The sequence below is a fragment of the Paeniglutamicibacter quisquiliarum genome, assembly GCF_019084045.1.
GTDB lineage: Bacteria > Actinomycetota > Actinomycetes > Actinomycetales > Micrococcaceae > Paeniglutamicibacter > Paeniglutamicibacter quisquiliarum.
The window spans coordinates 394,239-417,491 of record NZ_JAHRED010000002.1 but is presented as its reverse complement, the minus strand read 5'-3'; the positions used below and the strand labels follow the sequence as shown (position 1 = coordinate 417,491).

Annotated in this window: 23 protein-coding genes and 1 tRNA gene; 21 read left to right on the top strand and 3 right to left on the bottom strand. The window is 68.1% G+C overall.

Annotated features, from left to right (window positions below; genetic code table 11):
* Positions 1–21 precede the first annotated feature (21 nt).
* Positions 22–1,263: a glycosyltransferase gene (locus tag KRR55_RS05480; protein ID WP_254455853.1), complete on the bottom strand. Its 1,242-nt coding sequence runs from the start codon at positions 1,261–1,263 to the stop codon at positions 22–24.
* A 354-nt stretch (positions 1,264–1,617) separates the two neighbouring features.
* Between KRR55_RS05480 and KRR55_RS05475 the strand changes: the two genes are divergently transcribed.
* From KRR55_RS05475 to KRR55_RS05465, 3 genes are all read left to right on the top strand, one after another.
* Positions 1,618–1,700 (top strand) — tRNA-Leu (locus KRR55_RS05475).
* 163 nt (positions 1,701–1,863) lie between these two features.
* Positions 1,864–3,189 (top strand): M20/M25/M40 family metallo-hydrolase, encoded by a 1,326-nt coding sequence (locus tag KRR55_RS05470; RefSeq protein WP_217388033.1) that lies wholly within the window; start codon positions 1,864–1,866, stop codon positions 3,187–3,189.
* A 67-nt stretch (positions 3,190–3,256) separates the two neighbouring features.
* Positions 3,257–4,414 (top strand): acyl-CoA dehydrogenase family protein, encoded by a 1,158-nt coding sequence (locus tag KRR55_RS05465; protein WP_217388032.1) that lies wholly within the window; start codon positions 3,257–3,259, stop codon positions 4,412–4,414.
* A gap of 21 nt (positions 4,415–4,435) precedes the next feature.
* Here the strand turns inward: KRR55_RS05465 and KRR55_RS05460 are convergent, their stop codons facing one another.
* Positions 4,436–4,648, bottom strand: coding sequence for a DUF5703 family protein (locus KRR55_RS05460; RefSeq protein WP_217388291.1), 213 nt, complete (start codon positions 4,646–4,648; stop codon positions 4,436–4,438).
* An 84-nt stretch (positions 4,649–4,732) separates the two neighbouring features.
* Between KRR55_RS05460 and KRR55_RS05455 the strand changes: the two genes are divergently transcribed.
* The 3 genes from KRR55_RS05455 (at position 4,733) to mshC (ending at position 7,344) form a co-directional block, all read left to right on the top strand.
* Positions 4,733–4,990: a hypothetical protein gene (locus tag KRR55_RS05455; RefSeq protein ID WP_217388031.1), complete on the top strand. Its 258-nt coding sequence runs from the start codon at positions 4,733–4,735 to the stop codon at positions 4,988–4,990.
* A 140-nt stretch (positions 4,991–5,130) separates the two neighbouring features.
* Positions 5,131–5,955: an undecaprenyl-diphosphate phosphatase gene (locus KRR55_RS05450; RefSeq protein WP_217388030.1), complete on the top strand. Its 825-nt coding sequence runs from the start codon at positions 5,131–5,133 to the stop codon at positions 5,953–5,955.
* A gap of 111 nt (positions 5,956–6,066) precedes the next feature.
* Positions 6,067–7,344, top strand: a complete 1,278-nt coding sequence (gene mshC, locus KRR55_RS05445; protein WP_217388029.1) for a cysteine--1-D-myo-inosityl 2-amino-2-deoxy-alpha-D-glucopyranoside ligase — start codon at positions 6,067–6,069, stop codon at positions 7,342–7,344.
* 96 nt (positions 7,345–7,440) lie between these two features.
* Here the strand turns inward: mshC and KRR55_RS05440 are convergent, their stop codons facing one another.
* Positions 7,441–8,424 carry a PAC2 family protein gene (locus KRR55_RS05440; RefSeq protein WP_217388290.1) on the bottom strand — a complete coding sequence of 328 codons (984 nt, stop codon included), beginning with the start codon at positions 8,422–8,424 and terminating at the stop codon, positions 7,441–7,443.
* A 73-nt stretch (positions 8,425–8,497) separates the two neighbouring features.
* Between KRR55_RS05440 and KRR55_RS05435 the strand changes: the two genes are divergently transcribed.
* The 15 genes from KRR55_RS05435 (at position 8,498) to tatC (ending at position 23,193) form a co-directional block, all read left to right on the top strand.
* Positions 8,498–9,217 carry an HAD family hydrolase gene (locus KRR55_RS05435; protein WP_217388028.1) on the top strand — a complete coding sequence of 240 codons (720 nt, stop codon included), beginning with the start codon at positions 8,498–8,500 and terminating at the stop codon, positions 9,215–9,217.
* Complete coding sequence (locus KRR55_RS05430; protein ID WP_217388027.1) at positions 9,214–10,341, top strand: site-2 protease family protein; 1,128 nt, start codon at positions 9,214–9,216, stop codon at positions 10,339–10,341. The genes KRR55_RS05435 and KRR55_RS05430 overlap by 4 nt, the downstream gene beginning before the upstream one ends.
* Before the next feature lie 83 nt (positions 10,342–10,424).
* On the top strand, positions 10,425–11,507 hold the full coding sequence (locus KRR55_RS05425; protein WP_217388026.1) for a tRNA (adenine-N1)-methyltransferase: 1,083 nt from the start codon (positions 10,425–10,427) through the stop codon (positions 11,505–11,507).
* Between the two features lie 136 nt (positions 11,508–11,643).
* Positions 11,644–13,377 carry a proteasome ATPase gene (arc, locus tag KRR55_RS05420; protein ID WP_217388025.1) on the top strand — a complete coding sequence of 578 codons (1,734 nt, stop codon included), beginning with the start codon at positions 11,644–11,646 and terminating at the stop codon, positions 13,375–13,377.
* Between the two features lie 14 nt (positions 13,378–13,391).
* On the top strand, positions 13,392–14,972 hold the full coding sequence (dop, locus tag KRR55_RS05415) for a depupylase/deamidase Dop (RefSeq protein WP_254455913.1): 1,581 nt from the start codon (positions 13,392–13,394) through the stop codon (positions 14,970–14,972).
* Positions 14,973–15,074: 102 nt separating this feature from the next.
* Positions 15,075–15,260, top strand: a complete 186-nt coding sequence (locus KRR55_RS05410) for a ubiquitin-like protein Pup (protein ID WP_217388024.1) — start codon at positions 15,075–15,077, stop codon at positions 15,258–15,260.
* Positions 15,261–15,286: 26 nt separating this feature from the next.
* Positions 15,287–16,048 (top strand): proteasome subunit beta, encoded by a 762-nt coding sequence (gene prcB / locus KRR55_RS05405; protein WP_217388288.1) that lies wholly within the window; start codon positions 15,287–15,289, stop codon positions 16,046–16,048.
* A complete protein-coding gene (prcA, locus tag KRR55_RS05400) occupies positions 16,049–16,759 on the top strand; it encodes a proteasome subunit alpha (RefSeq protein ID WP_217388023.1) in 711 nt (236 codons plus the stop codon). It abuts the gene before it with no gap.
* A gap of 6 nt (positions 16,760–16,765) precedes the next feature.
* Positions 16,766–18,139, top strand: coding sequence for a Pup--protein ligase (gene pafA / locus KRR55_RS05395; RefSeq protein WP_217388022.1), 1,374 nt, complete (start codon positions 16,766–16,768; stop codon positions 18,137–18,139).
* A 131-nt stretch (positions 18,140–18,270) separates the two neighbouring features.
* Positions 18,271–19,221 carry an FKBP-type peptidyl-prolyl cis-trans isomerase gene (locus tag KRR55_RS20625; protein WP_217388021.1) on the top strand — a complete coding sequence of 317 codons (951 nt, stop codon included), beginning with the start codon at positions 18,271–18,273 and terminating at the stop codon, positions 19,219–19,221.
* A 37-nt stretch (positions 19,222–19,258) separates the two neighbouring features.
* The gene (locus tag KRR55_RS05385) at positions 19,259–19,654 is read left to right on the top strand and encodes an FKBP-type peptidyl-prolyl cis-trans isomerase (RefSeq protein WP_217388020.1); all 396 of its coding nucleotides are present in this window, start codon (positions 19,259–19,261) and stop codon (positions 19,652–19,654) included.
* 118 nt (positions 19,655–19,772) lie between these two features.
* A complete protein-coding gene (locus tag KRR55_RS05380; RefSeq protein WP_217388019.1) occupies positions 19,773–21,728 on the top strand; it encodes a helix-turn-helix transcriptional regulator in 1,956 nt (651 codons plus the stop codon).
* 2 nt (positions 21,729–21,730) lie between these two features.
* Positions 21,731–22,090, top strand: a complete 360-nt coding sequence (locus KRR55_RS05375) for a hypothetical protein (RefSeq protein WP_217388018.1) — start codon at positions 21,731–21,733, stop codon at positions 22,088–22,090.
* Positions 22,091–22,125: 35 nt separating this feature from the next.
* Positions 22,126–22,350, top strand: a complete 225-nt coding sequence (gene tatA, locus KRR55_RS05370; protein ID WP_217388017.1) for a Sec-independent protein translocase subunit TatA — start codon at positions 22,126–22,128, stop codon at positions 22,348–22,350.
* 21 nt (positions 22,351–22,371) lie between these two features.
* Positions 22,372–23,193 carry a twin-arginine translocase subunit TatC gene (gene tatC, locus KRR55_RS05365; protein WP_336245040.1) on the top strand — a complete coding sequence of 274 codons (822 nt, stop codon included), beginning with the start codon at positions 22,372–22,374 and terminating at the stop codon, positions 23,191–23,193.
* The last annotated feature ends 60 nt before the right edge of the window (positions 23,194–23,253 follow it).

The window sequence follows — 23,253 nt, the reverse complement described above, 5'->3', positions numbered from 1 at the left end:
CGGCCCGCGGCACCTGACTCGCTATCCGGCGTGGGAGGCGCCCGCCCCGCGCGTGGTCTTGCGCAGGATCGCGCCGGCATAGGAGGACAAGGCAGCCACGGCGGTTTGTTCCCACCCGTGCCCCGCGGCGAATTCGGCCGCCTGCCGACCCAGGATGCGGCGCAGCGGCTCGTCGGCCGCGAGCTTCGCCAGGGCCACGGCCCAGGCGGCTGGCTCGGAACCGTCGACCAGGATGCCGGTTTGCCCGTCCTGCACCGCATAGGGCAGCCCGCCGACGCGGCTGGCCAGCACCGGGGTTCCGCAGGCCTGTGCCTCGAGGGCCACCAACCCGAAGGACTCGCTGTAGGAGGGGACCGCCACCACGTCGGCAAGGCGGAAGGCCCTGGCCAGGTGCGCGGCGGGCATTGGCAGCGAGAACCGCACCAGGTGCTCCACCGACTCTTCCTCGACAAGTTTTTGCAGGTTCAGCTCCTTGGACCCCGAACGCGCACCAATGACCGAGAGCTTCACATCGAGCTCGGGCCGTTCCCGGGCGAGGATCGCCAGCGCCCGCACCAGGATCTGCGGGCCCTTGAGCTTCTGGATGCGCCCGGCGAAGACCACGCGCAGCGAATTTGGTACGCCTTCGCGTTTCGCGCACACCCCGGGGCTGAAGACGCCGAGGTCCACGCCGGGCTCAACGACGTCCAGTGCCGCCGCGTCGGCGCCGTAGAGGTGGACCAGTTCCTCGACCTCGGCGGGGGTGTTGGCCGTGAGCCGGTCGGCCTGTTTGGCCAGGAGCATTTCGCCGCGGATGCGGGCACCGGATTCCTCGGTGTGCGCGGAGAGTTTCTTGACCTTTCCCATGGTGTGCATGGTGTGCACCAGCGGAACCTGCCACGCGGCACGCAGGTGCAGCCCCACGATCCCGGAAAGCCAGTAGTGCGAGTGGATCGCGTCATAGGGGGCAAGGCCTGCCGCATATCGCCGGATCGCCAGGGCCACCTCGTCCAGGTGGTCGGCCAACTCCTCCTTGCCCAGCTTGCCGGCGGGGCCGGAGCGCACCTCGTGGCAGGTGACCCCCGGGGCCATTTCCACTGCCCTGGTGTCGCCGGCGGCCCGGACGAAAACATCGACGCACACGCCACGCTCGGCCAAGGCGAGCGCCAGGTGGCGGATGTAGACGTTCATCCCGCCCGCGTCCCCGGCTCCCGGCTGATCCAGCGGGGAGGTGTGCAGGGAAATCATCGCGATGCGCGTGGGAAGGGTGCTGGAATCTGACATCGGTACTCGGCCGCCTACAAACGAGAATGTGGAATCTGGGTTCCCGTGTGCCGTCCGATCTGTCATCGGGCGAGGGAACACGACCATCCTATGCAACGCCGCGGGCCCGGCGTCGTGTTGCCCGGAACGCGGGAAAACCCGTTTTGGCGGCACGCGGATATGACCCTGCTCACAAATTCCCGGGCAGGGCGGGGTTTTCCGCCGATTTGAGCGCAAATAGCCTTGTAAACCCGGGGTTTTTGGGCGCGGGAGACCCCGAATTGAAGTGCGCCCCAAACCCGTGCTAGAGTCTTATCTCGCCGCGGACAACGGAAACAAAGTTCTTCACGAACTGCTCCGGTGCAGCGGCCACCAGCGAGGGTGGCGGAATGGTAGACGCGCTAGCTTGAGGTGCTAGTCCACGTAAGTGGGTGGGGGTTCAAGTCCCCTCCTTCGCACGGATCAACCCCCGACCAGACGAAAGTCAGGTCGGGGGTTTTCTCGTGTCCGGGGGAGCCCGCCCCGCGACCCGCGCCGTGATACCCCTCGCGCGGTGAACGCATACCTCGATAGGGTGGAGGCAGTTCGACCTCCCACCCCGAGAGACAGAAGGATTCCCCCATGTCAGCTGCGCAGAACGCCCCGGCCACCGTTGTCGCCGAGGATGAGGTCGCCGGCATCTGCCAGGCGCTGATCCGGATCGACACCACCAACTACGGCAACAACGAAGGCTCGGGGGAGCGCAAGGCCGCCGAATACGTGGCCGAATTGATCGCCGAGGTCGGGCTCGAGGCAAAGGTGCTGGAATCCGCCCAGGGCCGCGCCAACGTCGTCACCCGGATCGAGGGCACCGACAAGTCCCTGCCTGCCCTGATCGTGCACGGCCACCTGGACGTGGTGCCGGCGTTCAAGGACGAGTGGTCGGTGGATCCCTTCGGCGCGGAGATCAAGGACGGGATGATTTGGGGCCGCGGCGCGGTGGACATGAAGGACATGGACGCGATGATCCTGGCCGTCATGCGCGAGATGCGGCGCACCGGCACCCGGCCGCGCCGCGACCTGGTCTTCGCCTTCTTTGCCGACGAGGAGGCAGGGGGCGACTACGGGGCACGCTGGATGGTGGAGAACCACCCCGAGCTCTTCGAGGGCGCCACCGAGGCCATCAGCGAGGTCGGCGGGTTCTCCGCCACCATCGACGGCAGGCGCGCCTACCTGCTGCAGACCGCGGAGAAGGGCATCGCCTGGCTCAAGCTCACCGCCGCCGGGCGCGCCGGGCACGGTTCGCAGATCAACGAGGAGAACGCGGTGACCCGGCTGGCCGCGGCCATCACCCGCATCGGCGAACACGACTGGCCGATCTCCTACACCGACACCACGCGCGCCTTCCTTCAGGGTGTCTCGGAGATGACCGGCATCGCGTTCACCGACGACAACCCGCAGGTGCTGCTGGCGGAGCTGGGCAACGTCGCCCGCTTCGTCGGCGCCACCTTGCAGAACACCGCCAACCCCACGGTGCTCTCCGCCGGCTACAAGCACAACGTGATCCCCGGGGCCGCCGAGGCGCTGCTGGATGTCCGCACGCTGCCGGGACAACACGAGCAGGTCATGGAAACGCTGCGCGCCCTGGCCGGGGCGGATGTGGAGCTGTCCGCGCTGCACCTGGACCGCGCGCTGGAGGTTCCCTTTGCCGGGAACCTGGTCGATTCCATGGTCGCCGCGCTGAATCGTGAGGACCCGGAGGCGGTGGTGCTGCCCTACATGCTCTCCGGCGGCACCGACAACAAGGCACTGTCCCGGCTGGGCATCACCGGCTACGGATTTGCGCCGCTGCGCCTGCCGGCCGAACTGGACTTCACCGGCATGTTCCACGGCGTCGACGAGCGCGTCCCCGTCGATTCGCTGAAGTTCGGCACCCGCGTGCTGCGCGACCTGCTGACCACCTACTGACGGCTCCCCGGGCCCGCCGCCCGGAAAGCGCCGACCTCCACCCCAGCCGAAAGTGAAGTCCACACGCATGAAAACCATCAACGAGGTCCTCGTACCCGAAATGCTCGAGCGGTTCCGGGGCCGGGCGCCGCACTACGACGCCGAGAACACCTTCTGCGCCGAGGACTTTGCCGAACTCACGGAGGCCGGCTACCTGCGCGCGATGCTGCCGGAGTCGCGCGGCGGCCTGGGCTGGGGGATGGAAAGCATGACGGCCGCCCAGCGCCTGCTCGGAGCCCACGCCCCGGCCACGGCGCTGGCGGTGAACATGCACCTGGTGTGGACCGGGGTCGCCACTTTGCTGGCCGCCCGCGGGGACGACCGCCTGGAGATGGTGCTGGATTGGGTGCAGGCGGGGGAGGTCATGGCCTTCGGCGTGTCGGAGGCCGGCAACGACGAGGTCCTTTTTGACTCGGTGACCCGCGCGGTGCCCGCCGCCGACGGCTCCTACGCCTTCACCGGCACCAAGGTCTTCACCTCGCTGGCCCCGGTGTGGACCCGGCTCGGGGTCTTCGGCAAGGACGATAGCACCGCCGACGGGCAGCTGGTCCACGGCTTCCTGCACCGCGACGCGCCCGGCATCGAGATCCCGCAGAACTGGAACACCCTGGGCATGCGCGCCACCCAGTCGAACTCCACCGTTCTCACCGACGCCCGCGTGCCGGCCGAGCACATCCATACCAGGCTGCCCGTCGGGCCGGTGCCCGATCCGCTCGTCTTCGGCATCTTCGCCTCGTTCCTCTCGCTGACGGCCTCCGTCTACGTGGGGCTGGCCGAGCGCGGCATGGAGCTGGCCGCGGCGAACCCCGCCAGGCGCAGCTCGCTGAAGTTCGGGGGGCGCACCTACGACCAGGACCCGGACATCCGGTGGCAGGTGGCCAATGCGGGGATGGAGGTCCTGAGGCTCGATTCGATGCTGCGGATGACCACCCGGGACCTCGACGAGTTGGTTGACCACGGGGCATCCTGGTTCCCGCGGCTGGTCACGCTGCGCACCGCGGCCGGGGACGCGGCCCGGTCCTGTATCGACATCGCCGCCAAGGTCTCCGGCGGCGGGCAGTACTTCCGCGGCTCGGAGCTCGAGCGCCTCTACCGCGACGCGCTGGCCAGCCTGTACCACCCCTCGGACGCCGAATCGGCCCACTCCACTGTGGCCTCATGGCTTTTGGGCCCGCCCAGCGCGTAGCCGCCGCGGGCGTGGCGGGGCTCAGGCGCTGAGGTTCATGGTCGGCTTGACCCGCATGACGCGCCTGCGCATCCAGTGCTTCTGGCCGCCGCCCTCGTAGAGGCAGGTGCGCACCAATTCCCATTTTCCGTACTCGGAATGCTCACGCAGCGCGGCGCGGGCGACCGAGCGGTGCTCGCCCGGGCGGGCGGTGATGACCAGGTATTCGAAGAGGTGCCCGGGGTCCCCGGGCATCTGGTCACCGGGGCGTGCTACGGGGATTTTCTTTTCAATCATGACCCTGTCCATAGTGTGGCTTGTGCCTGTAACGTCGAACACATGAGTACAGACCCGCGTGTTGCCCTCAGTGTATTGACCAGCTGCCTCGAAGAACACCTTTCGGCGGTTGCCGCAAAACGCGGCGCCCAGGACGCCTCGATCAGCTCGGCGTTCCTGGCCGTTGCCGACGCATTTGAGGAGTACGAGGACGCACTCTACGAGGCCTACGAGGAATTCCTGCCCCTGAGCGTGGTGGAGGAAAGCGACGACGACGATCCGTACGACGGGGACGACCAGGTCGAACCCCGCACCCGGTAGGCGGGCAAACCGGCCCCCGGGGAGCACCGGCGCGGCCGACCCGCCGGAGCCGTCCGCGCGGCTGCGACCACGGTATTAAGTTCGGCTCCGCGTGGAGTGCCAATGGGCGTTGCCGCGCCTTGGTGAAGTAGTGTCGGTACGTGAATTGGTTTGAAGCGGCATTCCTGGGGCTCATCCAGGGTTTGACAGAATTTCTCCCCATCTCTTCCAGCGCCCACCTGCGCATCGTCGGGGAGTTGTTGCCCAACGCGGCCGACCCCGGCGCCGCGTTCACCGCGATCACGCAGCTGGGCACCGAGAGCGCGGTGCTGGTGTTCTTCTGGAAGGACATCGTGCGGATCATCGGCGCCTGGTTCAACGCGCTGCGCGGCCGGGTGCCGCACAGCGACCCCGACGCCAGGATGGGCTGGCTGATCATCGTCGGTTCCATCCCCATCGCGGTGCTGGGACTGCTCTTCGAGGAGCAGATCGACACCTCGTTCCGCTCGCTGTGGATCGTGGCGACCACCCTGGTGGTCTTCGGCCTGATCCTGGCGGTTGCCGACTACTACGGCAACCAGGAACGCGAGCTGACCTCGCTGACCACCAGGCACGGCATCCTCTTCGGCCTCGCCCAGGCCCTCGCCCTGATTCCCGGGGTCTCGCGCTCCGGCGGCACCATCACCGCCGGGCTGTTCATGGGCTACACCCGCGGAGCGGCGGCCCGCTACTCGTTCCTGCTGGCCATCCCCGCGGTCTTCGCCTCCGGGCTGTACAAGCTGGCCAAGTCCTTTGACGAGCCCGGCGTGTACTCGCTGCCGCAGACCGGCCTGGCCACGCTCATCGCCTTCGTCGTCGGCTTCGTGATCGTCGGCTGGTTCCTGAAGTACGTTTCCTCGCACAGCTACCGCATCTTTGTCTGGTACCGCGTGGCCCTTGGCCTGGCCCTGTACCTGCTGCTGGGCTTCGGTGTGATCAACGCCTAGCAAAACCGGATCCCCCAATGCGGAATAACCGCGGGGTCCTTTGGACTTGTTCCAAGTAACTGCACTGCGCCCGGCCACGTTCGGGCAATCACCTAAGAGAAAGGACGCCCCGTGCTTGCATGGTCCGCGCCCACCGTCCCGCATGTCCCGGGAAACGCACCGATCCTCCAGGTGCACGACACCTCCGCCGGACGGCTGAAGGACACCGCCCCGGCCGAAGCGTCCAACGCGCCGGCGAGCATCTACGTCTGCGGCATCACCCCCTACGACGCCACCCACATGGGGCACGCCGCCACCTACGTCGCCTTCGACCTGCTGCAGCGCACCTGGCGCGACGCCGGCCGAAAGGTCACCTACGTGCAGAACGTCACCGACATCGACGACCCGCTGCTGGAGCGCGCCGCCGCCACCGGGGTGGACTGGCAGGTGCTGGCCAAGGAGCAGACCGACCTGTTCCGCGCCGACATGGAGGCACTGAACGTCATCCCGCCGGAGCACTACATCGGCGCCGTGGAATCCATCACCTGGCTGGTCCCGCTCGTCGAGGAGCTCGTCGCCAAGGACCTGGCCTACGCCGTCCCGGGGGAGAACGGGGAACCCGACGGGGACATCTACTTCGACGCCGCCGCCGCGGCATCCGAGGCTTGGGAACTGGGCACCGTGAGCGGATATGACCGCGAAACCATGCTCGGCTTCTTCGCCGAGCGCGGGGGAGACCCGGCGCGCCCGGGCAAGCGCGACGCCCTTGACCCGCTGCTGTGGCGCGTGGCCCGCGCCGGGGAACCGGAATGGGACGGCGCGACGCTGGGCTCCGGGCGCCCGGGCTGGCACATCGAGTGTTCGGTCATCGCCCGCCGCTTCCTGCCCGCCCCCTTCACCGTGCAGGGCGGCGGATCGGACCTGATCTTCCCGCACCACGAATTCTCCGCCGGACACGCCGCGGCCCTTGACGGCAAGGCGCTGGCCGAAGCCTACGTGCACACCGGCATGGTCGGCCTGCACGGGGAGAAGATGAGCAAGTCCCTGGGCAACCTGGTGCTGGTTTCCAAGCTCCGCGCCGCCGGGGTGGAGCCGGTGGCGATCCGCACGGTGCTGCTGGGCCAGCACTACCGCAGCGACTGGTTCTGGACCGACGAGCTGCTCGCCCAGGCGCAGGTGCGCGTGGCCCGCTGGCGCCGGCGCATCGGCTCCGCCACCCTGGCCGAGGCCACCGCGGTCGTCACCCGCATCCGCTCCAAGCTGGCCAACGACCTGGACGCCCCGGCGGCCCTGGCGGTGCTCGATGCCTTCTCCGCGCAGGAAGCGGCGGAGGACGACGGATCGCTGGAAGCCGGCGGGCAGCTGCTCGCCGACGCGCTTGACGCGCTGCTGGGCCTCAAGCTCTCCTAGCCGCAACCGGACACCGGGCCACGCCCCAAGACGCGTCCCCCGTCCCCGGACCCCTCGCGGGGCAGGGGACGGGGGACGCGTTTGCGTGGGCGGCCGCTAGTCGCCGGGCCGCGGCCCATCCGGGCCGTCGGGCGAATCCGGGCTGTTTGCCGGGCCGCCCGGCCCCGGGGATTCCGGGGCACCCGGGCCTTGTCCCCCCGCCGCGCCCGGGCGGTGCCGGCGCTTGAGGTAGCGCTCGAACTCCCGGGCGATCGCCTCGCCGGTGGCCTCCGGCAGCTCGGTCTCGTCCTGCGCCTGCTCCAGCTGCTGCACGTAGGCGGCGATGTCGGCGTCCCCGGTGGCCAGCGCATCGACCCCGCGCTCCCACGCCAGGGCGTCCTCGCCGAGCTCGTGCAGGTCCAGGGCCAGCGGCAGCAGCTCCTCCACCCGGTGCAGCAGTGCCAGCTGCGCCTTGGGGGAGGGGGCCTGGGCCACGTAGTGGGGCACCGCCGCCCAGATCGAGAGCGTGGGCAGGCCCGCGGCCTCGGAGAACTGGGCCAGCACCCCCAGGATCCCGGTGGGTCCCTCGTAGGTGGCGGGCAGCGCGCCCAGGGCCTCGCGCACCGCCGCGTCGTCGGAGGAGACCGCTGCCTGGATCGGCCGGGTGTGCGGCACATCGGCCAGCAGCGAACCGAGCGCCATCACGCCCTGCACGTTTTCCTCCTCGGCGCGGGTGAGGATCTCGGTGATGAAGGCCTTCCAGCGGTAGGTGGGCTCCACGCCGCGCACCAGCAACAAATCGACCGGCCCGTCGGGCAGCGACGCGCGGTAGATCCGCGTCGTCGGCCACTTGATGATCCGCTTGCCGGCGGCATTGCGGCGCACCTGCGGGCGGGAGAACTGGTAGTCGTAGTAGTCGTCGTCGCCGATGCCCGCGACCCTCACGGCGCCGGTGGCGGCCTTGATGTCCTTGAGGGCCGAGCTGGCGGCGTCCCCGGCGTCGTTCCAGCCCTCGAAGGCCACCACCATGATCGCCGGGCGCACGGGCCCGGGAGTCGTGGATGCGGCCACCAGGGAGGAAAGTGTCACTGGATCATTCATATCTTCGCTCACATCCTCACCCTAGCGCGCGCACCGGTCGCCGGGGCAAGTGCGCACCGACTAGAATTGGGACATGCCAACCCAGAATTGCGACCCCATGCCCGCGCGCCCCCGGAACACCGGGATCCAGGGCGTGCTGTGGGACATGGACGGAACCCTGCTTGACACCGAACCCCACTGGATGGCCGCCGAGGGGCGGCTCGTGGCCGAATTCGGCGGCAAGTGGAGCCACGCCCAGGCCCTGTCGCTGGTCGGCAACGCATTGCCCGACGCCGCCGCCGCGCTCCAGCGCGCCGGGGTCCGGCTGCCCGAGCGCGAGATCATCGACCGGCTCACCGGCGAGGTCCTGGCCGGGGTCCGGCGCCACGTCGACTGGCGCCCCGGTGCGCTGGAACTGCTGGAGGCGCTGCGCGCCGCGTCCATCCCCTGCGGACTCGTGACCATGTCCGAGGAGCCGCTGGCGGCCGCCGTGCTCGAGGCGCTGCCCAAGGACTATTTCGCCTTCCGCGTCACCGGGGATATGGTCGCCCACGGCAAGCCGCACCCCGACCCGTACCTGCTGGGCCTGGAACTGCTCGGCGGGCACGTGCCCGACCTGGAGCCCTCCCGCGTCATCGGGATCGAGGATTCGGCCCCGGGCATCGCCTCGGCGGCGGCCAGCGGCATCACCGCGCTGCTCGTCGAGCACATCGCCCCGGTGCCCGACTCCGCCGCCTGGCACCGCGCCGACTCGCTGCTGGACCTGGACATCAACGCCCTCGACGCCCTGGCGTCCACCGGGGTGCGCGCATGAGCGAACCGGCCACCAAGCGCGACGGGATTCCGCTGGGTTCCGTCTTCGGGGTCCCCGTGTCCCTGGCCTGGTCCTGGTTCGTCATCACCGGGCTCATCGTGATGGTCTTCGGGCCCACCGTGGCCCGCTCCCGGCCGGACCTGGGGGCCGGAGCCTACCTGGTCGCCTTCACCTACGCGGTGCTGCTGGCCTTCTCGGTGCTCATCCACGAACTCGCGCACGCCCTGACGGCAAAGTCCTTCGGCTGGCCCGGGGCCCGGATCACGCTGAACCTCTGGGGCGGGCACACCCAGTTCTCCTCCTTCAACGCCACCCCGGGCCGCTCGCTGGCCGTGGCCATGGCCGGCCCGGCCGCCAACTTCGTGATCGCCGGCGCCGGGTACCTGCTGCTGCTGCTCGTGCAGCCGGCCGGCGTGGTGTTCCTGCTCTGGGACATCCTCATCTGGGCGAACCTGCTGGTCGCGATCTTCAACGTGCTTCCCGGCCTTCCGCTGGACGGCGGGCGCCTGGTCGAATCGGCCGTCTGGCGCTACACCGGCTCGCAGGACCGCGGCACCATTGCCGCCGGCTGGGCCGGGCGGGTGCTGGTGGTGCTGGTCGTGGGCTGGTTCGTCATCGTCCCGCTGACCCGCAACGAACCCCTCAATTTCCAGGTCCTCGTCGTGGCGATCCTGGTCGGCGGGTTCATGTGGGTCGGGGCCTCCCAGGGCATCGCGCACGCCAAGCTGCGCCTGCGCCTGCCGCTGGTCTCCGTGCGCGCGCTGATGGAGCCCGCCACCGCCATCCGCCAGGACTCCACCCTCGCGGAGGTCACCGGCCGGCTGGCCAGCCGCGGCGGACGGGTCATCCTCATCGACACGGCGGGCAACCCCGTCGCCGTGATCGACGAGGCGACGCTGCACGGCATCGACCCCGCGGTGCTCGCCGAAACCCCCGCGCTCTCCGCCGCCCGCGCCCTTGACCCCGGTGCCGTGGTCGACGCGAACGCCGACGGCCGCGCCCTGATCGGCTACCTGGCCACGCTGCACGGCAGCGAATACGCGGTCATCGACGACTCCCACCGGGTCATCGGGCTGCTGTCCCAGGCGCGCATCGTCTCCGCCATCACCGGCAAGCCGCACTAGCGCGGCATCCCGCACGGCCCCGGCCAGCGGGAACACCACCGAACTTCACCACCAGCACAGGACCTAAGGACACAGAACCGAGTATGAGCGACATGCCAGCCACCCCCCACGGGGCCACCAGCCGCCGCGGCCCCTTCCGCCCCGGAGACCGGGTCCAGCTCACCGACCAGAAGCGCCGGATCAACACCATCACGCTGACCCCGGGCGGGGAGTTCCACACGCACAAGGGCGTGCTCTTCCACGACGACCTGATCGGCCTGGCCGAGGGCTCGGTCGTCGAGAACACCGCCGAGGTCCGCTACCAGGCGCTGCGCCCGCTGCTGAAGGACTTCGTGCTCTCGATGCCGCGCGGCGCCACCGTGGTCTACCCCAAGGACGCCGCCCAGATCATCCAGATGGGCGACATCTATCCCGGCGCCCGCGTCGTGGAGGCCGGCGTCGGCTCCGGCGCCCTGTCGATGTCGCTGCTGCGCGCCGTGGGGGACGGCGGCTACCTGCACTCCTTCGAGCGCCGCGAGGAATTCGCCGAGATCGCCCGCGGCAACGTGGACACCGTCTTCGGCGGCCCGCACCCGGCCTGGCAGATCTCCATCGGCGACTTCCAGGAAAAGGTGCTGGAAACCGAGGAGCCCGGCTCCGTGGACCGCGTGGTCCTTGACATGCTCTCGCCCTGGGAATGCGTCGACGCGGTCTCCACCGTGCTGGCCCCCGGCGGGGTGTGGGTCAACTACGTGGCCACCGTGACGCAGATGTCGCGCACCGTCGAGGCGATCCGCGCCACCGGGCTGTACACCGAGCCCGAATCCTTCGAGACCATGGTCCGCGGCTGGCACGTCGAGGGCCTGGCGGTGCGCCCGGACCACCGCATGGTCGCGCACACCGCCTTCCTGATCACCTGCCGCCGGCTGGCCGACGGCGCCGTGGGCATCCCCGGCGCCAAGCGCGTGAAGGAACACACCTACTCCGCCGAGGACCTGGCGACCTGGACCCGCTCGGATGAGCCCGAGGCCTGGCACCACGAGGCGCTGGGGGAGCGCGGCGTCTCGGCCCGCAAGCTGCGCCGCGCCGCGAAGGACGCCAAGTCGATGACCCAGCGCGGCTCGCTGCCCGAGGCGGCCGAAACCGGCACCGACGCCGAATCCGGCCCCCAGGCCCCCGGGGCATAGCCCGCCCGCCGCGGGGGAGGCGGCGGTCACATTTCCGCCTTTGGGCGGCGCCCGTGCATAGGATGGGAACAGCAGTGGCGTGTGCCGGTTCACCCCGGCACACGCGTTCTCGGAATATTTGTGAAACGGGTGGAACATGGGCGACGAAACTGACCGCACACGGCTGGAGGGCCAGATCGCGGCCGCCGAACGGCAGTTGAACGTGGTGCGGGACAAGAACCGCCTGCTCGACAGGCAGCTCGCCTCCGCGGGGGCCAACAACTCCCGCCTGGTCGCCATGCTCGAGCGCACCCGCGAGGAGATCCTGGCCCTGAAGTCGGGGCTGGAGAAGGACGGGGACACCCCCTTCAGCCACGGCACCATCGTCGAGCTGCACCCGCGCAGCCATCCCGCCGCGGGCACCGCGATCTCCTCGACCGGGGTGCAGTCCGCCGACATCGTCCAGGGCGGCCGCAAGCTGCGGGTGGGCATCTCCCCGCTGCTTGACTTCGAGAAGCTGGCGATCGGCCAGGACGTGCTGCTCAACGAATCCCTGGTCATCGTCGCCGGCCTGGGCTACGAGCAGTCCGGGGAACTTGTCACCGTCAAGGAGGTCCTCGGGGACCACCGGGTGGTGGCCATGGGACGGGCCGATGACCAGCGCGTCATCCGCCTGGCCCACCCGCTGGCCAAGGACGTGGTGCGCGTGGGCGACGTGCTGACCCTTGACGCCCGCACCGGCCTGGCCCTGGAAAAGGTGCACCTCTCCGACATGCAGTCGCTGGTCCTCGAAGAGGTCCCGGACATCTCCTACGCGGACATCGGCGGGCTGTCCGACCAGATCGAGGCCATCCGCGACGCCGTCGAGCTGCCCTTCCTGCACCCGGACCTCTACCGCGAGCACGGGCTCACCGCCCCCAAGGGCATCCTGCTCTACGGCCCCCCGGGCTGCGGCAAGACGCTGATCGCCAAGGCCGTCGCGCACTCGCTCTCCGAGCGCACCAACGAGCGCAACGGCGACACCGGCACCGCCAAGAGCTACTTCCTGAACATCAAGGGCCCCGAGCTTTTGGACAAGTACGTCGGGGAGACCGAGCGCCACATCCGGCTGATCTTCTCCCGGGCCCGGGAAAAGGCCGCCGGCGGCAACCCCGTGGTGGTGTTCTTCGACGAGATGGACTCGCTCTTCCGCACCCGCGGCACCGGGGTGTCCTCCGACGTGGAGACCACCATCGTCCCGCAATTGCTGGCCGAGATCGACGGGGTGGAACGGCTGGACAACGTCATCGTCATCGGCGCCTCCAACCGCGAGGACATGATCGACCCGGCGATCCTGCGCCCGGGACGCCTGGACGTGAAGATCAAGATCCGCCGCCCCGACGCCCAGGGCGCGGCGGAGATCTTCGCCAAGTACCTCACCGCGGACTTGCCGCTGCACCCGGACGACCTGGCCGAGCACGGCAACGACCCCGCGGCCTGCGTGCGCGCCATGATCCAGGCGACGGTCGATGCCATGTACTCCACCGGGGAGCAGAACCAGTTCCTCGAGGTCACCTACGCCAACACCGAGACCGAGATCCTCTACTTCAAGGACTTTGCCTCCGGCGCGGTGATCCGCAACGTGGTGGACCGGGCCAAGAAGTCGGCCATCAAGGCGCTGCTCACCGGCCAGGAGCGCGGGTTGCGCATGGAGCACCTGCTGGCGGCGGTGGTGGAGGAATTCCACGAGCACGAGGACATGCCCAACACCACCAACCCGGACGACTGGGCGCGGATCTCCGGGCGCAAGGGCGAGCGCATCACCTTCATCCGCACCATCGTGGCGGACAAGAACGGGCGCGGGAAGACGCTGCAGGCCCCGGGGGCCGACGAGACGGGGCAGTACCTGTGAGCGTGCACCGCGTGATGGGGCTGGAGACCGAGTACGGGGTGCTGGCCCCGGCCATGCCCGGGGCCAATGCGACGATGCTCTCGGCCCAGGTCATCAACGCCTACGCGGCGACCATCCGCGAGGCCCGCGGAAGGATCGCCGGCACCCACTGGGACTACACCGACGAGACCCCGCTGAACGACGCCCGCGGCTTCGTCCAGCCCCGCGCGCAGGCGGACCCCTCCCAGCTCACGGACGTGGAACCGGAGCTCGACGCCGAGCAGGTGGCGCTGGCCGGCGGCGACGTGACCATCGGCTCCACCCTGTACGATGCCGGCGAGTACGACCACGAGGTGCTGATGAACATGGTCCTGGGCAACGGCGCCCGGCTCTACGTCGACCACGCCCACCCGGAGTACTCCTCCCCGGAAACCACCAACCCGTTCGACGCGGTGCTCTGGGACCAGGCCGGTGACCACGTGGCGCTCGCGGCGGTGCGCCGCATCGAGTCGCTGGCCGGGCTGCCGGACGTGCACCTGTACAAGAACAACACCGACAACAAGTCGGTCTCCTACGGGGCGCACGAGAACTACCTGATGCCCCGCTCGGTGCCCTTCGACTCGATCACCGCCGGGCTCATCCCGTTTTTCGCCACCCGCCAGGTCATCTGCGCCTCCGGGCGGGTGGGCCGCGGCATGCTCGGATCGCACCCGGGCTTCCAGGTCTCCCAGCGGGCCGACTTCTTCGAGGCGCAGATCGGCCTGGAGACCACCATCCGCCGCCCGATCATCAACACCCGCGACGAGCCGCACGCGCACTGGGAGAAGTACCGCCGGCTGCACGTGATCATCGGGGACGCGAACCTCGGGCAGGTCTCCACGCTGCTGCGCACCGGCACCACGGCCCTGGTGCTGTCCATGATCGAGGCGGGCACCGCCCCGGAGCTCGAGCTGCGCGATCCGGTCGCCGCCCTGCAGGCGATCAGCCACGACCCCACGCTGAAGACCAAGGTCGAACTCGCCGACGGGCGCAGGCTCACTGCCCTGGAGATCCAGTGGATCTATGCCCGGGCGGCGGCCGAGCACAGCGGGGCGACCGACGCGACCGACGAGGCCACCGTGGAGATCCAGCGGCGCTGGGAGGAAACGCTGCAGCTGCTGGAAACCGACATCATGGCCGCCGCCTCCACCGTGGACTGGGTGGCCAAGTACAAGCTCATGACCTCCTACGCCCAGCGCCATGGCCTGGACTTCAGCGATCCGCGGATCGCGGCGATGGACCTGCAATGGGCGGACATCCGCCCGGAAAAGGGCCTGTACCACCGCCTGGCGGCACGCGGGCTGATGGAAACGCTCTACTCCCCGGAACAGATCGCCCGGGCGGCGCTGAACCCCCCGACCGACACCCGCGCGTACTTCCGCGGGCGGGTGCTGAGCCAGTACCCGGAGCACGTGGTCGCGGCCAGCTGGGATTCGGTGTCCTTCACGGTGCCCGGGGCGCGCCGGCTCGAGCGCATCGCCACCCTGGAGCCGCTGCGCGGCACCAAGGCCCTGGTCGGGGACCTCTTGGACCAACAATTGTCGATTCACGAGTTCATTGCCACGCTGCGGAGCTAAAAGCCCTACCCAGTGGCAAGATGGAAATACCAGCGAAAACAGTGCCGGGCACCGCAGCCAATGCGGCCGGGCACGCGAGAGACGGAAAAGAGCGTCACGGCAATGACACAGGAACAGCACTCGGGACAGCGCCGCGAGGAAGCCCAGGCCCAGGAGACCGAGCAGGAAGTCACGGCCGCGGCCGGCCAGGACGCCGGGGTCGATGACCTGCTCGACGAGATCGACGGCGTGCTGGAGCGCAACGCCGAGGAATTCGTGCGCGGGTTCGTGCAAAAGGGCGGTCAGTGATCGAGCTCGGTCCCGGCCCCTCCTTCATGGAGTACCTGAACCGGGACCGTCCCGACCTGCTGCCCGGGGCCCCGGCCCAGGCACCCGCGGGTGCCGCGGGGCAGGTTCCGCACGGAACCACCATCGTCGCGCTTTCCTACACGGACGGCATCGTGATGGCGGGGGACCGGCGCGCGACCATGGGCAACGTCATTGCCAGCCGCCGCATCGAGAAGGTCTTCGAGACCGACAGGTTCTCGGTGGTCGGCATCGCCGGCGCCGCCGGGGTCGCCATCGACATCGCCAAGCTCTTCCGCGTCGAGCTCGAGCACTACGAGAAGATCGAGGGCACCCGGCTCTCGCTCGACGGCAAGGCCAACCGGCTGGCCTCGATGATCCGCGCCAACCTGGCCCTGGCCATGCAGGGCATGAGCGTCGTCCCGCTCTTTGCCGGCTTCGACACCCTGGCCGAGACCGGGCGGATCTTCTCCTTCGACATCACCGGCGGGCTCTACGAGGAAGTGGAGCACCACTCGATCGGCTCCGGCTCCCCGTACGCCCGGGGCGCACTGAAGAAGCTCTGGCAACCGGACATGGATGCCACCGCCGCGGTGCGCGTCGCCGTGGAGGCGCTCTACGACGCCGCGGACGACGACACGGCCACCGGGGGACCGGATGCCGTGCGCCAGCTGTGGCCGGTGGTCTACACCGTTGACGCCGCCGGAGCGCACCGCGTCGAGGAGCCCATCCTCGCCGGGATGGCGACCGAGATCATTGCCGCACGGACCGCCAGCGGGAAGGAAGCCTAGATGAGCGCGCAATACTACGTTTCGCCCGAGCAACTCATGAAGGACCGGGCGGATTTCGCCCGGAAGGGCATTGCCCGGGGCCGGGCGGTCATCGTGGCCTCCTGCGCCGACGGGATCGCGCTGATCGCGGAGAACCCCTCGGGATCGCTGCACAAGATCGGGGAGATCTACGACCGGATCGCCTTCGCCGCGGTGGGCAAGTACAACGAGTTCGAGTCGCTGCGGCAGGCCGGGGTGCGCTACGCCGACACCCGGGGCTACTCCTATTCCCGCCACGACGTGACCGGCCGCGGCCTGGCCAGCGTCTACGCCCAGTCCCTGGGGGCGGTGTTCACCGCCGAGGCCAAGCCCTTCGAGGTGGAACTGGCGGTCCTGGAACTGGGCGCGACCCCCGCCGACGACACGCTGTTCTCGCTGAACTTCGACGGCTCGATTGCCGAACAGCCCGGATACATCATCATGGGCGGCGACACCCCGGTGCTGCGCGAGGCCTGGAACGGGTACTGGGCCGACAAGGACCTGGCCGCCGCCGGGACCGACGAGGTCATCCGCGCCGCGGCCCTGGTGCTGCCCGGCGTCGGGGTAAGCCCCGAGGACGCCCGGCTGCTGGAGGTCGCGGTGCTCGAGCGCGTCACCGCATCCGGCTCGCACCGCCATTTCCGCCGTCTCGACACCCCCACCATTGCCCGGTTCCTGGGCGCAGGGAAGTAGGCCCGCATGGACCGCAGGATCTACGGCATCGAAACCGAATACGGAATCACCTACTCGGACCCCGGGGGACGCCCGCTCACCCCGGAGGAATCCGCCCGCTACCTCTTCCGCCGCGTGGTGGCGTGGGGCCGCAGCTCCAACGTCTTCCTGACCAACGGCTCCAGGCTCTACCTCGACGTCGGCTCGCACCCCGAGTACGCCACGGCCGAGTGCGACGAGCTCACCCAGCTGATCGCCCACGACCGGGCGGGGGAGTCGATCCTCAACGACCTGGTGGCCAGTGCGGAGGAGCGGATGGCGGCCGACGGGTTCACCGGCCGGCTCTACCTGTTCAAGAACAACACCGACACCGCCGGGAACTCCTACGGCTGCCACGAGAACTTCCTGATCCCGCGCAAGCTCGAGTTCGCCCGGCTGGCGGAGATCCTGATTCCGTTCCTGGTCACCCGGCAGCTGATCGCCGGGGCAGGCAAGATCGTGACCGTCGACGGCGAGCCGTTGTACGCCTTCTCCCAGCGCGCCGACCATGTGTGGGAGGGCGTCTCCTCGGCCACCACCCGCTCCCGGCCCATCATCAACACCCGCGACGAGCCGCACGCCGACGCCGAGTACTTCCGCCGCCTGCACGTGATCGTGGGGGACTCGAACATGTCCGAGACCACCCAGCTGGTGAAGCTGGGTGCCACTGACCTGATGCTGCGGATCATCGAGTCAGGGAAGATCATGGAGGATTTGCGGCTGGAGAACCCCATCCGGTCCATCCGCGAGATCTCCCACGACTTCAACGGCACCACCCTGGTCAAGCTGGCCAACGGCAAGCACCTCACCGCGCTCGCGCTCCAGCGCCGCTTCCTCGCACTGGCCACCGACTTCGTCGCCCGCGAGGGGGCCCACCACGAGCAGGTCCCTGCAGTGCTCGATCTGTGGACCCGAACCCTGGACGCCGTGGAGTCGGGCAACTTCTCGGGCATCGACACGGAGATCGACTGGGCCATCAAGCACAAGCTGATAAATTCCTATGCAAACCGGCACCGGCTGGACCTGGGCGCGCAGCGCCTGGCACAACTGGATTTGACGTACCACGACATCGACACGCAGCGCGGGCTCTTCCACCTGCTGGCATCCCGGGGCAGGGTCGCCACGGTGGTGGATCCCGCCGACATCGCCTTCGCCGTTGACAACCCGCCGCAAAGCACGCGGGCCAAGCTGCGCGGCGACTTCGTCCGGGCAGCGAAGAATGCGGAGCGTGACTTCACCGTTGACTGGGTGCACCTCAAGCTCAATGACCACCCGGGGCAGACGGTGCTGTGCAAGGATCCCTTCGCCAATACGGATTCGCGGGTCGATGCGCTGATTTCGGCCATGGGCGGGCAGCCTTAAAGCGGCATATTTCCACCCACAATAAGGTGATTCACAGTTTCGGCCTTTAAGCTGGCTGAAGACAGTCTCGAAAGCCCAACAATCACTGTGGGTGTTTCCAGTCCCATAATCCCCAACTGAAAGTTGATTTCGTGCGCAAAGTAATGGCACTCGTTGCAACGGCTTCGTTGCTGCTGGTGACGGCCTGTGGCTCAACCACCACGGCGTCAAGCGGTGAAGTTGCCCCCCTGGAATCGATCAAGGTCACCCCCGGCGCGGATGACTCCAGCGATCCGACCGTCACCTTCGACGCCCCGCTGGTTGCCACGGCAACCGGTGCCAAGGTCATCGTCGAGGGCAAGGGCGATGAAATCAAGGAAAACCAGAACATCAAGTTCAAGTCCATTGCCTACAAGGCCGAGGATGCCAGCCTGCTCGGCTCCGGCTTTGCCGGGGAACCGGTGACATTGCCGACCAATGAGGAATTCAAGGCACAGCTGCCGGCACTCTACGAGACGCTCATGCAGGCGAAGGTCGGATCGTGGGTGGCCATGGTCGAGCCCGCTGCCGAGGCGGCACCCGCCGAAGGCGCCACTCCCTCGGCAAGCCCCAGCGCGGCAAAGGCCGAGACCGTGGTCGTGCTGAAGGTCGTGGCCTCGGAGCCGATCCCGGAGGCATCCAAGAAGCTCGGGGCCGACGAGGTCAAGAAGCTCAAGGACGAAGGCTCGCTGCCCACCTTCGAAATGAAGGATTCCAAGCCCGCCATCACCATCCCGAAGGACAAGGATGTCCCGGCCGGCCTGGTCGTTGACATCGTCAAGGAAGGCACCGGCAAGGCAGCCACCGCCACCTCTGACGTCTCTGCCCACTACACCGGCGTCCGCTGGGAAGACGGCAAGCAGTTCGATTCCAGCTTTGACCGCGGCGAGCCGTCGGACTTCAACCTCGCGGGCGTCATTCCCGGATGGACACAGGGCCTGGATGGCCTGAAGGCCGGCACCCAGGTCATGCTGACCATTCCGACCGACCTTGCCTACGGCGGGGCCGCGGGAGCCCCGGCGGGCCCCTTGGTCTTCTTTGTTGAGCTCAAAGAAGTAAAGTAGCTAGAAGCTTTTAGCAACCAACCGAAAGGATTCCACCATGTCTTTTGGACAGCGTGAATACGACCGCACCAAGCCCGAGATTGAATTCCCGGGAAGCGACGCCCCAACGGAGCTGAAGATCGAGGACATCGTCGTCGGCGACGGCGCCGAGGTCGTTCCGGGCTCCACCGTCTCGACCCACTACGTCGGCGTGGCCTGGTCCACCGGCGAGGAGTTCGACGCCTCGTGGAACCGCGGCACCCCGCTGGACTTCCGCGCCGGAGTCGGCCAGGTCATCCAGGGCTGGGACCAGGGCCTGATCGGCATGAAGGTCGGCGGCCGCCGCCGCCTGGAAATCCCCTCGGAGCTGGCCTACGGCTCGCGTGGCGCCGGCGGGGCCATCGGCCCGAACGAGGCACTGATCTTCGTGGTCGACCTGGTGGCCGTGCGCTAAGCACCGCACTACGCCTTTGGCCGTGTTTTCCCAAGTTAAACAGGGAGAACGCGGCCAAAGCCTGTTAACGCGGCGTTGCATTGGCCCGGCCTTGGCGCCACGGGGTAATCTTGCGAGCGTGGCTCAAAATAACCCCGGTGGTCCTTCCCGTGCCGAGAAACTCGTCAGTCTCACCTATGCGTTGATCAACACCCCGCATGGATATTCCAAGCGTGAACTGCGCAAGATCGTCGATGACTACCAGTCGCTGAGCGACGCCGCCTTCGACCGGAAGTTCGACAGGGACAAGAAGGACCTGCGTGAAATGGGCGTCCCGGTCAAGACCCTTGGCACAGGCTCCGAGGAACGCTACCTGATCGCCCCGGACAGCTACCGGCTGCCCGAAGTGAGCTTCACGACCGAGGAAGCCGCGGTGCTGGGACTCGCGGCGCAGCTGTGGAAGGACACCGACCTGGAATCCTCCGCCACCCGGGCCACCGGCCGGCTCTCGGCCGGACTGGAGGACACCGGCCGCGGGGTGAGGTTCACCGAGTACGTCCCGCGCCTGCATGCCGCCGGCCCGGCGTTCGCTGCCTGCCTCGAGGCGGTCTGGGCACACCAGGTGCTCACCTTCGACTACCTCGACGCCCAGGGCCGCGCCAGCGCGCGGACCGTGGACGCCTGGGGGATCGGTTCGCGCTTCGGCAACTGGTACCTGGTGGGCCTCGACCATGATCGCAACGACGTGCGGATGTTCCGCCTGACCCGCATCCTTAGCGACATCCGCACCGGCCAGCCCCACTCCTCGCGTCCTGCCGGGTTCTCCATGGCGGAGACCCTGGGCCGGCTGGATCCGGACATTGCCGGAGAGCAAGCACGGATCTCGGTGGCCAAGGATTCGGGATGGGCACTGCGCTCCCGGGCCGAATCCATTACCCCGGGCGATGACCACGACGTACTCGTGCTGCAATTCCACGACCTGATGGGGCTGGCGGCCGATGTGGCGAAACTGGGGGCGGCGGCCCGCGTGCTGGAGCCGGCACCCCTGGCAACGGCGGTGCGCCACCGCCTGGAGGGCGCATTGGCGGCGCAACAGGCCACTGTTCCCGACTTCAAACTCAGCAAGCGCCGCAATGCAGGGCGCCCGCCGTCCACCGAGGCCGTGGCCCGAAACCTCGACATCATTTCCTACGTGGCCAAGTTCGGTTCACCCACCGTTGACCAAACGGCCACCCACTTCGGGTTGACTGAAAAGCAGCTTTTGGCCCACCTGCAGACGATCATGATGTGCGGGGTGCCAAACGGGCTGCCGGATGAACTGATCGACGTGGAATGGGAGGCGGGAACCATCAGCATCAACAACGCCGAGGCCCTGAATTCCCCCATCCGTCTCAGCCTGACGGAGGCCGCCACGATGCTGGCTGGCCTGGCATCGCTGCGCGGGCTCCCGGACTTTGAACATGCGGCGGCGGTCGACTCGGCCTACGGCAAGCTGCAGGCCGCTGCGGTGGGCTTCGAGGGCCTCGAATCGGTGCTGTCCATCTCGCTGCGCTCAACCGAGGAAAACGACATCTACTCAACCCTGGTGCGGGCGATCCGCGAGCACCAGGTGGTCGAGCTGGACTACTACAGCGCCTCCAGCGACGCGGTGGGCGTCAGGCAGGTCGAGCCCATCCGGCTCGTCGAGAATGCCGGCCGACAGTATCTGCGTGCGTTCTCGGTGCCCAACAACGAAATCCGGAGTTTCCGCATCGACCGAATCCAGGCGGCGGCCCTCAGCGGGCATGGCTTCACCCTCGATCCGCACCGGCACGATGACCATGAAGATATTCTGTTCACCCCCAGCGCCACCGACGAGCTCGTTGTCCTGGGGTTCGGGCCGCGCCTGGCTTCGCTGGTGGATGAATATGCCCCGGAACAGTGGGCCAAGGGCTCCGAGGAGAACATCGCCGAGATCCGGATGACCTCCACGGCCACCCTTCCGGGGATGGTCGCGTACCACGGCGGCGACCTGCGGGTCATCGCACCTGACTCCTTGCGCAGCGACGTCGAGTCCTGGCTCCGTGCGGCAGTGACGACCCGGGAGGTGAAGTAGCGATGTTGCCTTGGTGGTTTTGGCTGTTGCTGTGGGTGGTGCTCGCGCTGGGCGCGCTATTGTTCCTTGTCCTGGCCGGAATTCGGCTCTTCCGCGGCTTCATGGCCTTGGCCAGCGAAGCCGGCGATGCCATGGACCGGGTGGGTTCCTCGATGGATGCGGATCCCGAGCCGCGCACGTACCCCGAGATCTTGGAACGGACCCCCTCGGGGGTCGCAGCACTGTTCCAGGACCCGGAGGATGCCCGTGCGGCGCGTGATGCAGGGAAATTGCGTCGTTCGGCCGCCAGGCGCGAGGCGCGTATTGAACGCAAAACGCGTCGCGGACAAGCGCAACGCGTGGGCGACCTCGAACTGTTCTAACTGTAGACTTAACACGATTGAAAGGTAGGTTCCCCATGGGTGGAATCCAAGGATGGCATCTGGTCATCATCGTAATTTTGGCACTGCTTCTCTTCGGTGCCCCGAAGCTTCCCGGTCTGGCGCGCTCCGTGGGCCAGTCACTGCGTATCTTCAAGTCCGAGGTCCGTCAGATGAAGGACGATGAGAAGGCTCCCGCGGCAGGCGATGAAACCGTCGAGGGCAACATCGTTGATCCCGACCGTCGTGAGAACAACGCCTAGTCCTTCGTGAGCGAACAAGTAGTGAACTCCAAAAAAGGGCGGAAGGACAATCCCGAGGGCCGCATGGCCTTGAAGGCGCACCTGGTGGAGGCCAGGAACCGTCTCTTCATTTCGCTGATCGCCCTGGTCTTGGGAACGGTCGGGGGATTCTTCCTCTACGATGAGGTCCTTGGCCTGATCATCGCCCCGGTGCGCGCATACGGTGGAGAAGTCAACTTCACCTCCGTCATGGCACCCTTCGACATCATGCTCAAGACCTCGTTGCTCTTGGGGCTGGTGTTCTCGGCGCCGATCTGGATCTATCAGCTATGGGCCTTCATAGTCCCGGGGTTGAAGAAGAAGGAACGCAATACGGCCATCGGGTTCGCCGCGGCGGCGGCCCCGCTCTTCATTCTGGGCGTCGGCATGGCCTACTGGGTATTGCCCCATGCCTTGAAGTTCTTTATCTCGCTGACCCCGGAAAACGCCCAGTCCTGGCTGACGACCGACACGTACCTGCCGTTCGTGTTCCGGCTTCTGATCGCCTTCGGGCTGGCCATGCTGGCACCGGTCCTGATGGTCGGGTTGAATTTGGTCGGTGTGCTGAAGGCCAGGTTGATCCTGCGCCATTGGCGCATCACGGTATTCCTGATTGCCCTCGTGGCCGCCATGGCGGCCCCGGGCGGCGATGCAATCACCATGTTTGCCCTGGCCGGACCGTTGTTCGTGACCTTTGCGACGGCAACACTTATTTGCCACCTGAATGACCGCAAGCGCGACAAGAAGCGGGCCCAGCTTGAGGCCGAGAACGCCGCCACTGCCGGCGAGGGATCCGAGCTTCCCGATTCGCCGGATCTTCCATAGGATGCCCCGTGTCCGGTGTACGGACACGGGCGCACCTACAACCCTCCTGAAAGGGGTCGC

Bases quoted from the DNA above. Each gene is read 5' to 3' on its own strand.
- KRR55_RS05480 (WP_254455853.1), bottom strand. From the start codon at position 1,263: ATGTCAGATTCCAGCACCCTTCCCACGCGCATCGCGATGATTTCCCTG.
- KRR55_RS05470 (WP_217388033.1), top strand. From the start codon at position 1,864: ATGTCAGCTGCGCAGAACGCCCCGGCCACCGTTGTCGCCGAGGATGAG.
- KRR55_RS05465 (WP_217388032.1), top strand. From the start codon at position 3,257: ATGAAAACCATCAACGAGGTCCTCGTACCCGAAATGCTCGAGCGGTTC.
- KRR55_RS05460 (WP_217388291.1), bottom strand. From the start codon at position 4,648: ATGCCCGGGGACCCCGGGCACCTCTTCGAATACCTGGTCATCACCGCC.
- KRR55_RS05455 (WP_217388031.1), top strand. From the start codon at position 4,733: ATGAGTACAGACCCGCGTGTTGCCCTCAGTGTATTGACCAGCTGCCTC.
- KRR55_RS05440 (WP_217388290.1), bottom strand. From the start codon at position 8,424: ATGAATGATCCAGTGACACTTTCCTCCCTGGTGGCCGCATCCACGACT.
- KRR55_RS05435 (WP_217388028.1), top strand. From the start codon at position 8,498: ATGCCAACCCAGAATTGCGACCCCATGCCCGCGCGCCCCCGGAACACC.
- KRR55_RS05430 (WP_217388027.1), top strand. From the start codon at position 9,214: ATGAGCGAACCGGCCACCAAGCGCGACGGGATTCCGCTGGGTTCCGTC.
- KRR55_RS05425 (WP_217388026.1), top strand. From the start codon at position 10,425: ATGAGCGACATGCCAGCCACCCCCCACGGGGCCACCAGCCGCCGCGGC.
- arc (WP_217388025.1), top strand. From the start codon at position 11,644: ATGGGCGACGAAACTGACCGCACACGGCTGGAGGGCCAGATCGCGGCC.
- dop (WP_254455913.1), top strand. From the start codon at position 13,392: ATGGGGCTGGAGACCGAGTACGGGGTGCTGGCCCCGGCCATGCCCGGG.
- KRR55_RS05410 (WP_217388024.1), top strand. From the start codon at position 15,075: ATGACACAGGAACAGCACTCGGGACAGCGCCGCGAGGAAGCCCAGGCC.
- prcB (WP_217388288.1), top strand. From the start codon at position 15,287: ATGGAGTACCTGAACCGGGACCGTCCCGACCTGCTGCCCGGGGCCCCG.
- prcA (WP_217388023.1), top strand. From the start codon at position 16,049: ATGAGCGCGCAATACTACGTTTCGCCCGAGCAACTCATGAAGGACCGG.
- pafA (WP_217388022.1), top strand. From the start codon at position 16,766: ATGGACCGCAGGATCTACGGCATCGAAACCGAATACGGAATCACCTAC.
- KRR55_RS05385 (WP_217388020.1), top strand. From the start codon at position 19,259: ATGTCTTTTGGACAGCGTGAATACGACCGCACCAAGCCCGAGATTGAA.
- KRR55_RS05375 (WP_217388018.1), top strand. From the start codon at position 21,731: ATGTTGCCTTGGTGGTTTTGGCTGTTGCTGTGGGTGGTGCTCGCGCTG.
- tatA (WP_217388017.1), top strand. From the start codon at position 22,126: ATGGGTGGAATCCAAGGATGGCATCTGGTCATCATCGTAATTTTGGCA.